Annotated in this window: 16 protein-coding genes; 8 read left to right on the top strand and 8 right to left on the bottom strand. The window is 73.7% G+C overall.

Annotation, left to right across the window (positions count from 1 at the left end; all coding sequences use genetic code 11):
* Positions 1-3: 3 nt before the first annotated feature.
* Complete coding sequence (locus tag LX83_RS33705; RefSeq protein ID WP_253779016.1) at positions 4-1026, bottom strand: LacI family DNA-binding transcriptional regulator; 1023 nt, start codon at positions 1024-1026, stop codon at positions 4-6.
* Positions 1027-1233: 207 nt separating this feature from the next.
* Between LX83_RS33705 and LX83_RS33700 the strand changes: the two genes are divergently transcribed.
* Together LX83_RS33700 and LX83_RS33695 are read left to right on the top strand one after the other, a co-directional pair.
* Positions 1234-1641: a YciI family protein gene (locus LX83_RS33700; protein WP_253779013.1), complete on the top strand. Its 408-nt coding sequence runs from the start codon at positions 1234-1236 to the stop codon at positions 1639-1641.
* A gap of 8 nt (positions 1642-1649) precedes the next feature.
* On the top strand, positions 1650-2798 hold the full coding sequence (locus LX83_RS33695; RefSeq protein ID WP_253779098.1) for an RNA polymerase sigma factor: 1149 nt from the start codon (positions 1650-1652) through the stop codon (positions 2796-2798).
* On the opposite strand, the gene LX83_RS33690 is transcribed toward LX83_RS33695, so the two are convergent.
* Positions 2773-3807 carry a helix-turn-helix domain-containing protein gene (locus LX83_RS33690; protein WP_253779010.1) on the bottom strand — a complete coding sequence of 345 codons (1035 nt, stop codon included), beginning with the start codon at positions 3805-3807 and terminating at the stop codon, positions 2773-2775. The two genes, LX83_RS33695 and LX83_RS33690, sit on opposite strands and share 26 nt — an antisense overlap.
* A 72-nt stretch (positions 3808-3879) precedes the next feature.
* Between LX83_RS33690 and LX83_RS33685 the strand changes: the two genes are divergently transcribed.
* From LX83_RS33685 to LX83_RS33675, 3 genes are read left to right on the top strand one after another with little or no spacing between them, the layout of a single operon-like run.
* Positions 3880-4017 carry a hypothetical protein gene (locus LX83_RS33685; protein WP_253779007.1) on the top strand — a complete coding sequence of 46 codons (138 nt, stop codon included), beginning with the start codon at positions 3880-3882 and terminating at the stop codon, positions 4015-4017.
* Entirely contained in the window at positions 4014-5201 is a 1188-nt protein-coding gene (locus tag LX83_RS33680; RefSeq protein ID WP_253779003.1) for an MFS transporter, read from the top strand. Before LX83_RS33685 ends, LX83_RS33680 begins: the two co-directional genes overlap by 4 nt.
* Positions 5198-5869: a hypothetical protein gene (locus LX83_RS33675; RefSeq protein WP_253779000.1), complete on the top strand. Its 672-nt coding sequence runs from the start codon at positions 5198-5200 to the stop codon at positions 5867-5869. Before LX83_RS33680 ends, LX83_RS33675 begins: the two co-directional genes overlap by 4 nt.
* 423 nt (positions 5870-6292) lie before the next feature.
* Here LX83_RS33675 and LX83_RS33670 read toward each other — a convergent pair whose 3' ends face one another.
* The 4 genes from LX83_RS33670 to LX83_RS33655 all read right to left on the bottom strand — a co-directional run bounded on the left by LX83_RS33670 (position 6293) and on the right by LX83_RS33655 (position 9404).
* Positions 6293-6442 (bottom strand): hypothetical protein, encoded by a 150-nt coding sequence (locus tag LX83_RS33670; protein WP_253778997.1) that lies wholly within the window; start codon positions 6440-6442, stop codon positions 6293-6295.
* 252 nt (positions 6443-6694) lie between these two features.
* The gene (locus tag LX83_RS33665) at positions 6695-7393 is read right to left on the bottom strand and encodes an HAD family hydrolase (protein WP_253778995.1); all 699 of its coding nucleotides are present in this window, start codon (positions 7391-7393) and stop codon (positions 6695-6697) included.
* 14 nt (positions 7394-7407) lie between these two features.
* Complete coding sequence (locus LX83_RS33660) at positions 7408-8853, bottom strand: MFS transporter (protein WP_253778993.1); 1446 nt, start codon at positions 8851-8853, stop codon at positions 7408-7410.
* 86 nt (positions 8854-8939) lie between these two features.
* Complete coding sequence (locus tag LX83_RS33655) at positions 8940-9404, bottom strand: hypothetical protein (RefSeq protein WP_253778992.1); 465 nt, start codon at positions 9402-9404, stop codon at positions 8940-8942.
* Between the two features lie 87 nt (positions 9405-9491).
* Here LX83_RS33655 and LX83_RS33650 point away from each other — a divergent pair, with 87 nt between their 5' ends.
* Positions 9492-10088, top strand: coding sequence for a TetR/AcrR family transcriptional regulator (locus LX83_RS33650; protein ID WP_253778990.1), 597 nt, complete (start codon positions 9492-9494; stop codon positions 10086-10088).
* Positions 10089-10164: 76 nt separating this feature from the next.
* Positions 10165-10971 carry an APH(3') family aminoglycoside O-phosphotransferase gene (locus LX83_RS33645; protein ID WP_253778988.1) on the top strand — a complete coding sequence of 269 codons (807 nt, stop codon included), beginning with the start codon at positions 10165-10167 and terminating at the stop codon, positions 10969-10971.
* A gap of 9 nt (positions 10972-10980) precedes the next feature.
* On the opposite strand, the gene LX83_RS33640 is transcribed toward LX83_RS33645, so the two are convergent.
* Together LX83_RS33640 and LX83_RS33635 are read right to left on the bottom strand one after the other, a co-directional pair.
* On the bottom strand, positions 10981-11313 hold the full coding sequence (locus LX83_RS33640; RefSeq protein ID WP_253778986.1) for a glyoxalase superfamily protein: 333 nt from the start codon (positions 11311-11313) through the stop codon (positions 10981-10983).
* A gap of 85 nt (positions 11314-11398) precedes the next feature.
* The gene (locus LX83_RS33635; RefSeq protein WP_253778984.1) at positions 11399-11986 is read right to left on the bottom strand and encodes a TetR/AcrR family transcriptional regulator; all 588 of its coding nucleotides are present in this window, start codon (positions 11984-11986) and stop codon (positions 11399-11401) included.
* 88 nt (positions 11987-12074) lie between these two features.
* Between LX83_RS33635 and LX83_RS33630 the strand changes: the two genes are divergently transcribed.
* Positions 12075-12512 carry a DoxX family protein gene (locus LX83_RS33630; RefSeq protein WP_253778981.1) on the top strand — a complete coding sequence of 146 codons (438 nt, stop codon included), beginning with the start codon at positions 12075-12077 and terminating at the stop codon, positions 12510-12512.
* The last annotated feature ends 35 nt before the right edge of the window (positions 12513-12547 follow it).

The following is a 12547-nucleotide window of genomic DNA, read 5'->3' as shown; positions in this document are numbered from 1 at the left end:
CGGTCAGCCGGTCCCGGTCGCGGGTGTCGCCGGGGCCCGCGTGGTCGAGCCGCGCACCACCAGTTCGGGCGCGAACAGCAGTTCCTCCACCGCCACCTGGCCGCCGTTGACCTGCTTGACCAGCAGTTCCACCACGGCCCGGCCCATCGCCTCGATGGGCTGGCGGACCGTGGTCAGCGGCGGGTCGACCGAGCGCATCAGCGCCGAGTCGTCGTAGCCGACCACGGACACGTCCCCGGGCACGGTCAGCCCCTGCCGGCGCACCGCCCGGATCGCGCCCAGCGCCAGCGGGTCGCTCGCGCACAGGATCGCGGTGACCCCGCGGGGCAGCAGCCGGGTGGCCGCGGCCTGGCCGCCCTCGATGGAGAACAGCCCGTGCTCGACCAGGTCGGCGGGCAGCCCGGTGCCGGCCAGCAGCGACCGGAACGCGGCCTGCTTGCGCTGCGACGGCACGTGGTCGGTGGGCCCGAGCAGCAGCCCGATCCGCTCGTGCCCCAGGGCCCGCAGGTGGCCGAGGCCCTGCTCGACGGCCAGCGCGTCATCGCAGGAGACCTGGGGAAAGCGCAGGTGGTCCACTGCCGCGTTGATCAGCACGGTGGGCAGGTTGCGCTCCAGCAGCCGCTGGTAGTGCGCGTGCCCGGCATCGCCCTGGGCGTAGGCGCCGCCGGCGAACACCACCCCGGACACCTGCTGCTGCAACAGCAGGTCGACGTAGTCGGCCTCGGACACCCCGCCGGGCGCGCGGGTGCACAGCACCGGGGTGAACCCCTCCCGGGCGAGGGCGTTGCCCAGGATCTCGGCCAGCGCGGGGAATATCGGGTTCTGCAGCTCCGGCAGCACCAGGCCGACCAGCCGGTTGCGCTCGCCGCGCAGCTGGGTCGGCCGCTCGTAGCCCAGCACGTCCAACGCGGTCAGCACGGCCGTGCGGGTGCTCTCCGAGACGCCGGGCCGGCCGTTGAGCACCCGGCTCACCGTGGCTTCGCTGACCCCGACCTTCTGGGCAACTTCAGCAAGACGACGTGTCATGACCGCAATTATGGGATGGTCTGGCGCAAGCCATTGGAAGAACTTCCAGCAGACGGTCATGATCACGACAACCGGCGGACAGCCGCGACCCCTCGACGAGAAATCCCCAAAAAAATTCCGCGCGGCGATGTCGAGAACGCGTCACCGGCTCCGTCCCCGAGCCGACCGTGACCACAATGGGTCGCACCAGCACCGAGGAGAACCACGATGGCCAAGTACCTGCTGCTCAAGCACTACCGCGGCGCTCCGGCTCCGGTCAACAACGTGCCCATGGACCAGTGGACGCCGGAGGAGGTCTCGGCCCACATGCAGTACATGCACGACTTCGCCGCCCGGCTGGAGGAAACCGGCGAGTTCGTCGAGGGGCAGGCGCTCGCCCCCGAGGGCACGTTCGTCCGGTACGACGGCGAGGGCCGCCCGCCGATCACCGACGGCCCGTTCGCCGAGACCAAGGACCTCATCGCCGGCTGGATGGTGATCGACGTCGACAGCTACGAGCGCGCCGTCGAACTGGCCGGGGAACTGTCGGCCGCCCCCGGCGCGGGCGGCAAGCCGATCCACGAGTGGCTGGAGGTGCGCCCGTTCCTGGCCGCGCCGCCCACCATCACGGAGTGACCCCTCCCGTGAACGAGGCCCTGCTCCGCAGCCTCACGCCGAGCGTGCTCGGGATCCTCGTCCGCCGCGGAGCTGACTTCGCGGCGGCCGAGGACGCCGTGCAGGACGCGCTGGTCCAGGCGATCAACGCCTGGCCGGCCGACCCGCCACGCGACCCGAAGGGCTGGCTGGTCACCGTGGCCTGGCACCGGTTCCTCGACGCGGCCAGGGCGGACGCCGCCCGCCGCCGGCGCGAGGACCTCGCCGGCGAGGAACCGGCACCCGGGCCGGCGCCCGCCGTGGACGACACGCTCCAGCTCTACTTCCTGTGCGCCCACCCCTCGCTGACGCCGGCGTCCGCGGTCGCGCTCACCCTGCGCGCCGTCGGCGGCCTGACCACCCGCCAGATCGCCCAGGCCTACCTGGTGCCCGAGGCGACGATGGCGCAGCGCATCAGCCGGGCCAAGCGCACCGTCGCCGGCGTGCGGTTCGACCAGCCCGGCGACGTCGCCACCGTGCTGCGCGTCCTCTACCTGGTCTTCAACGAGGGCTACTCCGGGGACGTCGACCTCGCCGCCGAGGCCATCCGGCTCACCCGGCAGCTCGCCGCCGCCATCGACCACCCCGAGGTGGCCGGGCTGCTCGCCCTCATGCTGCTCCACCACGCCAGGCGCGCCGCCCGGATCGCACCCGACGGCACCCTGGTGCCGCTCGCCGAGCAGGACCGGGGCCGGTGGGACACCGCGCTGATCGCCGAGGGCATCGGGATCCTGCAAGCGGCCCTGGCCCGCGACCGACTGGGGGAGTTCCAGGCCCAGGCGGCCATCGCGGCACTGCACGCCGACGCGCGCACCGCCGAGGAAACCGACTGGGTGCAGATCGTCGAGTGGTACGACGAACTCGCACGCCTGACCGACAGCCCGATCGTCCGACTCAACCGCGCGGTGGCCGTCGGCGAGGCCGACGGACCGCGCGCCGGCCTGGCGGCACTCGCGGCACTGGACAGCTCGCTGCCCCGCTACACCGCGGTGGCCGCCTACCTCCACGAGCGCGCCGGCGACCTGGCGACGGCGGCCCGGCTGTACGCCGAGGCCGCCCACCAGGCACCCAACCTCGCCGAGCGCGGCCACCTGACGCGCCAGGCCGCCCGGCTCAACGCCCTCGGCCCGCCCCGCTGACGCGCCCGGCCGGGGTGACCTCCGGGGCCGCGCCGGTCAGCCGCGCCCGGTTGCGGAACGTGCGGCGGTAGGCGGTGGGCGCGGTGTGCAGTGCCCGGGTGAAGTGGTGCCGGTAGGTGGCCGCGGTGTCGAAGCCCACGGCCGCGGCGATCTCCTCGATCGGCGTGTCCGTGGACTCCAGCAGCGCCAGGCTGGCCTGCACGCGCTGGCTGATCAGCCAGCGGCTGGGCGTGGTGCCGGTGGCGCGGGTGAAGTGCCGCAGGTAGGAGCGCTCCGACAGGGCCGCCCGCCGGGCCAGCTCCGGCACGGTGATCGGCGTGTTCAGGTGTTCGAGCGCCCACGCCATGCTGCGCGCGATCCGGTCGTCGCCGGGGCAGGCGGCCACCGGGCTGGCGATGTACTGCGCCTGCCCGCCGTCCCGGTGCGGCGGCACCACCATGTTGCGGGCCACCCGGTTGGCCACCTCCGCGCCGAAGTCCTTGCGCACCAGGTGCAGGCACAGGTCCAGCCCGGCCGCGCACCCGGCGCTGGTCAGCACGTCGCCGTCGTCCACGTACAGCGGGTTGGGGTCGACCCGCACGCGCGGGTGGCGGCGCTGCAACTCGGCGGCGTAGCGCCAGTGCGTGGTGGCCGGCCGGTCGTCCAGCAGGCCGGCCGCGGCCAGCGCGAACGCCCCCGAGCAGATGGACACCACGCGGGCGCCCCGCTCGTGGGCCCGGCGCAGTGCCGTCACCAGCTCGCGGGACGGTGGCACGGCCACGTCCTTGACGCTCGGGATCACCACGGTGTCGGCGCTGGCGAGCGTGTCCAGCCCGTAGCGGGTGTGCAGGGTGGCGCCGCCGGTGACCCGCACCGGCCGGGCCTGCTCCGCGCAGATCGTCAGCCGGTACCAGGGTCGCTCGCTGTCCGGCCAGAGCAGCCCGAACACCTCGGTGACGATGCCCATCTCGAACGCGGTCATGCCGTCGTAGGCGAGCACGGACACGGTCCGCCGCGAATCATCGGCCATGTGGCGGATTCTTGACGAACATCGTCGTTCACGCCACTGGCTCGTGATCCGGTGATCACCGAACCTTGACCCATGACCACACGGTTTCCCCTGTTCCGGGCCGTGCTGAGCAGTGTGGCGCGGGTGCTCGGCGACCTCGGCCACGGCGTGCACGCCGGGCACGCCATCCGGCACGGCCTGCCCGTGCCCGCCCGGCGGAGCCGGCGGTGACCCGCGCGCTGACCGCGGCCGGACTGGCCACCATCGGCGTGGCCTACGGGTTCGCCCGCTACCCGCTCGGGCTGTACCTGCCCGAGGTGCGCGCCGAGTTCGGGCTGTCCGTGGGGCAGGCCGGCGCCCTGTCCAGCGCCAGCTACCTCAGCTGCCTGGCCGCGCTGCTCGCGGTCGGTCCGCTGCTGGACCGGTTCGGGCCGCGCTGCCTGGTGCTCGCCTCCGGTGTGCTGGCGGCGGTGGGCATCGCGCTGGTCGCGTGCGCCGGCACGGTGCTCTGGCTGGTCACCGGAACGGTCCTGGCCGGCGCCAGCTCCGGGCTGGCCTGGCCGGCCTGCTCGGCCGTGGTGGACGCGGTGGTGCCGGCGCGCCGCGTCGAGCGGGTCATGGCGGTGATCCCCAACGGCACCGCGCTCGCCGTGCTGGTCGCCGGGCCGGTGGCGCTGCTGGTGCACGGGCCGGCCTGGCGGTGGGCCTGGTGGCTGTTCGCCGCGGCCGCCCTGGGTGTGGTGCTGTGGAACGCCCGGCTGCTGCCCCGGTCGCGCGGCCAGCGCGCCAGCGGCCGGCCAGGGCGGTGGCTGCGGTGCGCCCCGGCCGTCCCGCTGTTGGCGACCGCCCTGCTCTACGGCGTGTGCGGCGCGGTGTACTGGCTGTTCGCCGTGCCGGCGGTGGCCGAAGCGACCGGCGGCTCGACCGGCGCCCCGGCGCTGTTCTGGACGGTGCTGGGCGCGGCGGGCGTGCTGGGCACGGCAACCGGTTGGCTGATCGCCCGCCTGGGTCTGCGCCGCACGCACACCGTGCTGATCGCGGCGTTCGCCGTGGCCGCCGCCCTGCTCGGGCTCGCCCCGGCCAGCCTGCCGGCGGTCCTGGTGTCGGCCGCGCTGTACGGGGTGACCTTCATGGCCATCTCCGGGCTGCTCGCGGTGTGGAGCTACCGGGTGTTCCCCGCGCACCCGGCCGCGGCCCTGAGCGCGGTGCTGATCTGCATGGGCGTGGGCACCATCCTGGGGCCGTCCGCGCTCGGCTGGATCGCCGACCGCCACGGCCTGGCCGTCGCACTGCTGCTGGTCGCCGGTCTCGCCACGGCCACCCTGGCACTGCGCCCCGGCCGGGCCCACGACACCGAGCGCGCCGCACCGGGAGCCGGACCCCGTCCGGTGACGTCGGCTACCCGCACGACGTGATCACCCACAACGACCAGGCCGGTTGCCCGGAAAGCCCAGTGCGGCCGGCTGAACGGGCAGAACTCCTCCTGGAGACAACCCAGGAGGAACCGGGGCCGTTTGTTCACGTGCACGGGAACTACATTCGTGAGAATTCGGGAGAACACGTGAACGCGTTCCGGAAGACATTGACCGCCGCCGCGCTGACCAGCGCCGCTCTCCTCGCCGTCGCGGGTACGTCCGCGGCCGCTGCCACCGGAGCGCGGTCGGCGAACGCTGACGTCGCGTGGTGCACCAGCGCGGATCTGGACATCAACGCGCACGACGCCCACTCGCCGAACCAGGACACCAAGCTGTTCTGGATCACGATCGCCGCCAGGGACGGCGTGACCTGCAGGATTGGCGGTGCCCTCAGCAACGTGCGGTTCCTCAGCGCCAAGGGCAACAACCTCAACATCAGCGTCGCCGGTGGTCAGAGCGATGACGATGTCGAAATCTTGCTCGACGGTGGTATCCACGAGGCGGCGGTCTACGTGGGCACGCCGGTCGGGGGCCCGAGGTTGGCCCCCGCCTCGATGTCCTTCACCCTGCCGGGCGAGAACGGGCCGGGCGACACGATGCAGATCGCGTGGCCGTCCAACGTCGGCGGGTACGTGGTGATGAGCGCCATCCAGTACCCGGCCGGCTGACAACCCACCGGCTGACCTCCCGCGGCGGGTTCCGCGCGCTCCGGCGTCCGTAACCCACCGCGGGATGTCTGTGCGCCGCGGAAACCGCCGCACACGCTCCACAGTGGACAGCCCCCGGTAGAACTACCGGGGGCTGCTGCGTGGCAGTGGCCAGCCCTCAACCGGCCGCCCGCCGACGAGGGACGTGCTGAGGTTCGGAACCCCAAGCGTCGGGCGACACGCCGGGAGGTTCCGAACCGGGGCGTGGCGTGCCGTCCCGGGTTCTGGGATCATGCCGCTTGGTGCTCTGAGTGATCAGCACGTTGTCCCTGATCGCCCACGGCGGCCACCACCTCATCGGCCAACCGAGGTGTGTCCCGAGGGGAAACGCAACGATCTTGACCGCTCCTAGCGTCACCTCTGTACCTCGGAGGTGGCGCTTTCTCATTGGGCGTCGAGCGTGCACACCAGAACGCGTTTCGCCCGCCACCCGACCAGTTCGCACGGGAGGTGGTCGTGGTCGACGCACTCTTCGCCGGTGCCGCCGCTGGCCTGGCCCTGATCGGTCTGGGCCTGCTCGCCCAGATCATTCACGACGTCCGGACCGCCCCGCCTCGCCGCACACCCACACCAGCCCCGTCCCCCGACCGGTCGGCCGCGCTGTCTTCCCCGGCTGGGCGTGCCCGACCCGTGGCAGGGTCGGGTGCCCTCCTCGACCCCGGCCCTGCCACGACCCACCCGGAACCGGAGGCGGCACGGTGATCACCAGCACCAGCCGGCGGTTCCTGAGGTGGCGGACCGGAGCCACCGTCCACAGTGGGCTGTTCCTGCGGCAGGGTTGTGTGGTCAGGCCGGGGACACCCGCCTGGTCGGTTGGCCGGTGCCCGCCCAGTCCACTTCGGACAGGTCGGCCACCACGAGGTCGGCCGAGGCCAGCGCGCTGGCCGGCTGGGTGGTGGTGAGTGCCACGCAGAACGCGCCGGCGGCCTTGGCGGCGGCCACCCCGGCCGGCGCGTCCTCGAACACCACGGTGCGCCCGGGCGCGACACCCAGGGCGCGGCAGCCGGCCAGATAGCCCTCGGGGTCGGGCTTGCCGGCCGTCACGTCCTCGGCGGTGATCACCACGTCGAACAGCGGGCGCAGCCCGAGGGTGTCCAGTTCGGCGTGGGCGTAGTCCCTGGTGCCGGAGGTGACCACACCGATCGGCACGCCCCGCTCGTGCAGCGAGCGCACCAGCTCCACCGCACCGGCCACCGGCTCGGCCGGCGCGGTGGCGTAGGACAGGGCCTCGGTGAACAGTTCGGCCACGGTGTGGCCTGGGCCGAAGCGGTGCAGGTTCTCGGCGAGCACCACCTTGCCCGGCCGGCCGGCGAAGGAGGCCACCAGCCCGGGCTCGTGCGGCACGCCGTGCACGTCGAACAGCCGCTGCCACGCGGCCTGGCTGCGCGGCTCGGTGTCCACCAGCGTGCCGTCCAGATCGAACAGCGCCGCCTCGAACACGGCCGCCTCGGATGTGGTGGGCGCTGACGGGGATGGCTCGACCATGTCGGGTTGTCCTCTCACGGTTCGGTCACGCCTCGGGTGGCCCGACGCGCGGCGCCGGCCGAGACCAGGGCGAGCACGGCGAACGCGGCCAGCACCACGCCCAGGGCACCGGCCGGGCCCAGTCGGGGAAGTCCTTGCAGGGCAAGGTATCCCGTCCCGGCGACGGCCACCCCCAGCGCGCCGCTGAGCTGCGCGTTGGTGTTGATCACGCCGGACAGGTCGGCGGCGTGGCCGGTCGGCGGCGCCGAGGTGATCGTGCGGATCAGCGAGTTCGCGCTGATGCCCAGGCCGAACCCGCCGATGCCGAGCAGCGCGAACAACCCCAGCCCGGTCCGGCCCCCGGCCAGCAGCCAGACCAGCACCGACGCGTAGCCGACGGCCAGCACGACACAGCCGACCATCGGGAGGACCGGTCGGTGGCGGGCCGGCACCCGGGGCAGCAGTTGGCCGGCGACGCCGAACGCGGTCACCCAGACCACCAGCGCCAGCCCCGAGTGGGCCGGGCTGACGCCCATGCCCTGCTGGAGGTAGAGCGCGAGCACGAACAGCAGGGCGAAGTAGGTCGACGTGGTCAGGCCGTGCGCGAGCAGGCCGTGGCGCACCGCGCCGACCCGCAGCAGCGCCGGCGCCACCAGCGGGCGCCCGCCCCGGGCCGCCACCCGCCGCTCCACCAGCGCGAACCAGGCGAACGCCGGGCCGCTCGCGGCCAGGCACAGCCACGTCCACGCCGGCCAGCCCTGCCCCTGGCCCAGGGTCAGCGGCAGCACCAGCAGCAGGACCGCCGTGGACAGGGTGGCCACCCCGGCGAGGTCGTTCTGGCCTCGGGTGCGGGCCGGGTCGGCCGGCAGCAGCCGGCGCGCCGCCACCAGCAGGGCCACCCCGAGCGGAACGTTGATCAGGAACACCGACCGCCACCCGGACCCGAACAGGTTCGCCGAGATCAGCACGCCGCCGAGGACCTGGCCGGCCACCGCGCCACCGGACAGCGCGAGCGCGTAGTGGGCTAGCGCGCGGGTCCGGTCCTGGCCGGTGAAGTGCGTCTGGATGCCGCTGAGCACCTGCGGCACCATCAGCGCCGCGGCGGCGCCCTGCGCGAACCTGGCCGCCACCAGGCTGCCGACACCGGGGGCCAGGCCGCAGGCCAGCGACGCCGCGGTGAAACCGAGCAGGCCGAGCAGGAAGATCCGGCGGTGGCCGTGGGTCGAGCCCAGCCGCGCGCCGGTGACCAGCAGCACCGCGTAGGCGACGGTGTAGCCGGAGACGACCAGCGCCACCTGGCCCTCGGCCGCGTCGAAGCCGGCGCGGATGGCCGGGGCGGCCACGTTGGCGATCGCGGTGTCCACGTTGGCGATGAACTGACCGGCCAGCAGCACGGCCAGCAGCCAGCTCCGGTTCGCTGGTGCCGGCCGCGACGCCGTGGTGTCGGCGCCGGTGGCGTGGCCGGTGGCTGAGGTGGTCATGCCCCGGATCATGGCGACCGGCGCTGGCCCGTGCTGGCGGCTTTCGGCCCTGGTGATCCCGAAGCCGCTGGCCCGGGTTGGCGCGATCAGCGCCGACCGCGCGGCGCGGCCCGGCGCAGCAGGTGGCGCATGGTGGCGCGGTGCACCGGCAGCGCGAGGAACCACAGCGGGCGGGCCGGCCACCTGTCGAAGCGCACGAACGTGGTCCACCGCACCCGGGCGTCCCGCAGTTCGACGACGTTGCGCGCGGTCATCAGCCGGGACCGGGCATCCAACACGACCGCGTGCCTGGTCGCGGTGGTCACCGCCCAGCCGAGCACGTGCGTTGACGCGCCCGGCGGGCCCAGGCGCAGGCCCAGGCCGAACCGCCACCCGGCCCGCAGGAAACCGCGCACGGGTGGCGGGGCCTGCTCCCAGACGGCGCGCGCCCACTGCTCGGGTGAGCGGGTGTCGCCGGCCGGCGGGGTGAACTCGACCGTGCCGGCGAAGTCGGACCGGGGCAGCGCGCCGGGCGCGGTCGTCGGCTCGGTGGCGCTGCGCTGAACCCGCACGGACACCCCTCGCTCGCGTTGGTGGACACCGATCCTGCGACGCCGACCGTACGAGCGTAGTAGACACGTGTCAACTAAGCTGTCAGGATGCCCCCTCGCCGCCGGCTCGACCCCGCCCAGCGCCGCGCCCAACTCCTGGACGTCGCCGCCGAGGAGTTCGCCGCCAAGCCGTACGACGACGTGCAGATGGAGCGGATCGCCGCGCGCGCCGGCATCTCCCGAGCACTGCTCTACCGCCACTTCCCCGGCAAGCGCGACCTGTTCGCGGCCGTGTACCGGCAGGCGGCCGACCGGTTGCTCGCCCGGACCGAACTGGACCCCGCCGCCCCGGTGGTCGAGCAGATCGCCGCCGGCCTGGAGGCCCACCTCGACTACTTCCTGGCCAACCGCAACACGATCCTGGCGGCCAACCGCGTCCTGGCCGGTGATCCGGTGATCCAGGCCGTCATCACCGACGAGCTGGCCGTGCTGCGGCAGCGGCTGGTGGACGCCTTCGGCCTGACCAGCCACGCGCGGGAGCTGGCGTCCGCCGCGGTCGCGGGGTGGCTGCTGTTCGTCCGCGTGCTGTGCGTGGAATGGCTGGCGAGTGAGTCCTTCTCCCGCACCGAGTTGCGCGAGGTCTGCCTGCGCACGCTGCTGGGCGCGCTCGACGCGGTGACCGACCTCGCCCCGCCGCAGCCCTGACCACGGGCCACGCCCACGCCCGCCGCCGCGGAAAACTCGGTGTTGCCGGGTGACTCGTCCCGGCACAGTGGACGACGTGCGGAACGTGCTCGCGACCCTCAAACGCCGGCACCACCGGCAGGACTGGCACCCGATCACGCACGGGCACTCCGGTGCCGGTGTGTGGCGGCTGGGCGGCGACCCGGGCCACTACGTGAAGATCGCGCCGCGCTCGGTATCCCCGGACAGCGGGTTCGACCTGGTCGCCGAGGCCGACCGGACGGTGTGGCTGGGCGGCCAGGGCATTCCCACCGCCGAGGTGGTCGAGGTCGGGGCGGACGACACCGCCGCCTGGCTGGTCACCACGGCCGTGCCCGGACGGTCCGCCGCCGAGCCGTGGCCGGCCGAGCAGCGCGCCGACGTGGTGGACGCCCTCGCCGACATCGCCAGGGCGCTGCACGCGCTGCCGGTCGCCGACTGCCCGTTCGACCGAGGGCTGGCGGTGACCGTGCCGCACGCCAGACAGGCCGCGGCCGCCGGTCTGGTGGACCTGGCCGATCTGGACGTCGAGCGCCAGGGTTGGAGCGTGTCCCGGCTGCTGGCCGAACTGGACGCCACCCGCCCGGCGGTCGAGGAACCCGTGGTCTGCCACGGCGACCTGTGCCTGCCCAACGTGCTGCTCGACCCGGACACCCGCGCGGTCACCGGGGTGATCGACCTCGGCCGGCTGGGCACCGCCGACCGGTACGCCGACCTCGCCCTGGCCACCCGCAGCCTGTCAGCCGAATCCCTCAACCCGCAGTTCGGGCCGGCGTTCGCGGCCAGGTTCCTGGCCCGCTACGGCGAGTCGAGGGTGGACGCGCGGCGGCTGGAGTTCTACCGGCTGCTCGACGAGTTCTGCTGACCGCCGCGCTCACTCCGCCGGCGTGCCGATGCGCAGCCGGTTGCCGTCGGGGTCGCGCAGTTCGATCTCGCGCCCCCACGGCGCCCGCTCCGGCTGGACGCCGAACTCGGCGGCGATCGCGTCGACGTCGCTGACGCGCAGGTACACCAGGGTGTCCGGCCGGGCATCGCCGGTGTGCTCGGACAGGAACAGGCTCACCTGACCTCGGGCGACCTCGACGAACGCGGGAAGTCCCGGCTCGAAGCGGTGTTCCCACTGCTGGCTGAAGCCCAGCCGCTGGTACCAGCGCACCGCGGCGGCGGCGTCGGCGACCCGGAGGATCGGGATGACCTGCTCGTCCATGAACCCCATCCTGCCAGCGCGGCCCGACTGACTCATCCGTCCACACGCGACAGTCTGGTGTGGACGGACGTGCCCGGGGGAGTGGTCAGCTCTCCGGTTGGCGGTGCGAGAGCACCCTGGCGACCGCCCTGGCCAGCTCCTCCGGGTGCTGGCCGGTGCTCTGGTCGCGCACCGAGCCGGAGGACCACAGCGACGCGAAGCCGTGCACCAGTGACCAGGCGGCCAGCGCGGTCACCCTGGGGTCCTCGCCCGGCCTGGTCACCCCGGCCCTGGCCACGCTGGTGTGCAGCACCTCGCGGGCGCGCGCCTCGGCGGCGCACAGGTCCGGGTCGTCGGCGCGCAGCAGGTCGGTGCGGAACATGGTGGCGAAGTGGGCCGGGTGGCTGACGGCGAAGCGCACGTAGGCCACGCCCACCTCCACGAAGCTGCCGGTGTGCTCGGCCGTGGCGCGCAGTTCCGCGGTGAGCAGGTCGAAACCCTGGACGGCCACGGCGGTGAGCAGGCCGGTCTTGTCCCCGAAGTGGTGTGCCGGCGCCGCGTGCGAGACCTGGGTGCGTCTGGCCAGTTCGCGCAGGCTGGTCGCGGCCGGACCGACCTCGGCGATCAGGGTGACCGCCGCGTCGAGCAGGGCCCGGCGGAGGTCTCCGTGGTGGTAGCGCTGGGTGGCGGACACGGGCCCACCCTACCCGGCATCTAGTCATTGACAAGATTCCGGCCCCGCTGGCATCTTGTCACTGTCAAGACCGACCGGAGGAGGACGCATGGCACCGTTGATCTCGTTGCTGGTGGGCTGGCTGGGGGCGCGGCTGGCCGGCCTGCTCGGCGTGGTGCCGCTGGACAACTGGCAGGGCTCGCTGCGGGTGGGGGTGGCCCTGATGTTCGTGGTCACCGGGGTGGTCCACTTCGTCCACTACCGCGCCGACCTGGTGGCCATGGTGCCGCCCGCGCTGCCAAGGCCCGAGTTGCTGGTCACCGTCACCGGCGTGCTCGAACTGCTCGGGGCGGCGGGGCTGCTGGTACCGGCGACGGCCAGCGCGGCCGGGTACTGCCTGGCCGCGCTGCTGCTGGTGATGTTCCCGGCCAACGTCCACGCCGCGCGGCAGCGGCTGACCCTGGGTGGCCGTCAGGTCGAACCGCTGCCCCGGCGCACCGCGCTGCAGGTGGTGTTCCTGGCGGCGGCCGTGGCCAGCGCGATCTAGTGGCTCTGGGTGGCAGGAATATATAGACCGGTCTA

The organism is Goodfellowiella coeruleoviolacea (assembly GCF_024171785.1).
GTDB lineage: Bacteria > Actinomycetota > Actinomycetes > Mycobacteriales > Pseudonocardiaceae > Goodfellowiella > Goodfellowiella coeruleoviolacea.
Note: the sequence above shows the minus strand (reverse complement) of the source record. Positions and strands in the feature narration are given on the sequence as shown.

Bases quoted from the DNA above. Each gene is read 5' to 3' on its own strand.
- LX83_RS33705 (WP_253779016.1), bottom strand. From the start codon at position 1,026: ATGACACGTCGTCTTGCTGAAGTTGCCCAGAAGGTCGGGGTCAGCGAA.
- LX83_RS33700 (WP_253779013.1), top strand. From the start codon at position 1,234: ATGGCCAAGTACCTGCTGCTCAAGCACTACCGCGGCGCTCCGGCTCCG.
- LX83_RS33690 (WP_253779010.1), bottom strand. From the start codon at position 3,807: ATGGCCGATGATTCGCGGCGGACCGTGTCCGTGCTCGCCTACGACGGC.
- LX83_RS33685 (WP_253779007.1), top strand. From the start codon at position 3,880: ATGACCACACGGTTTCCCCTGTTCCGGGCCGTGCTGAGCAGTGTGGCG.
- LX83_RS33665 (WP_253778995.1), bottom strand. From the start codon at position 7,393: ATGGTCGAGCCATCCCCGTCAGCGCCCACCACATCCGAGGCGGCCGTG.
- LX83_RS33660 (WP_253778993.1), bottom strand. From the start codon at position 8,853: ATGACCACCTCAGCCACCGGCCACGCCACCGGCGCCGACACCACGGCG.
- LX83_RS33650 (WP_253778990.1), top strand. From the start codon at position 9,492: ATGCCCCCTCGCCGCCGGCTCGACCCCGCCCAGCGCCGCGCCCAACTC.
- LX83_RS33640 (WP_253778986.1), bottom strand. From the start codon at position 11,313: ATGGACGAGCAGGTCATCCCGATCCTCCGGGTCGCCGACGCCGCCGCC.
- LX83_RS33630 (WP_253778981.1), top strand. From the start codon at position 12,075: ATGGCACCGTTGATCTCGTTGCTGGTGGGCTGGCTGGGGGCGCGGCTG.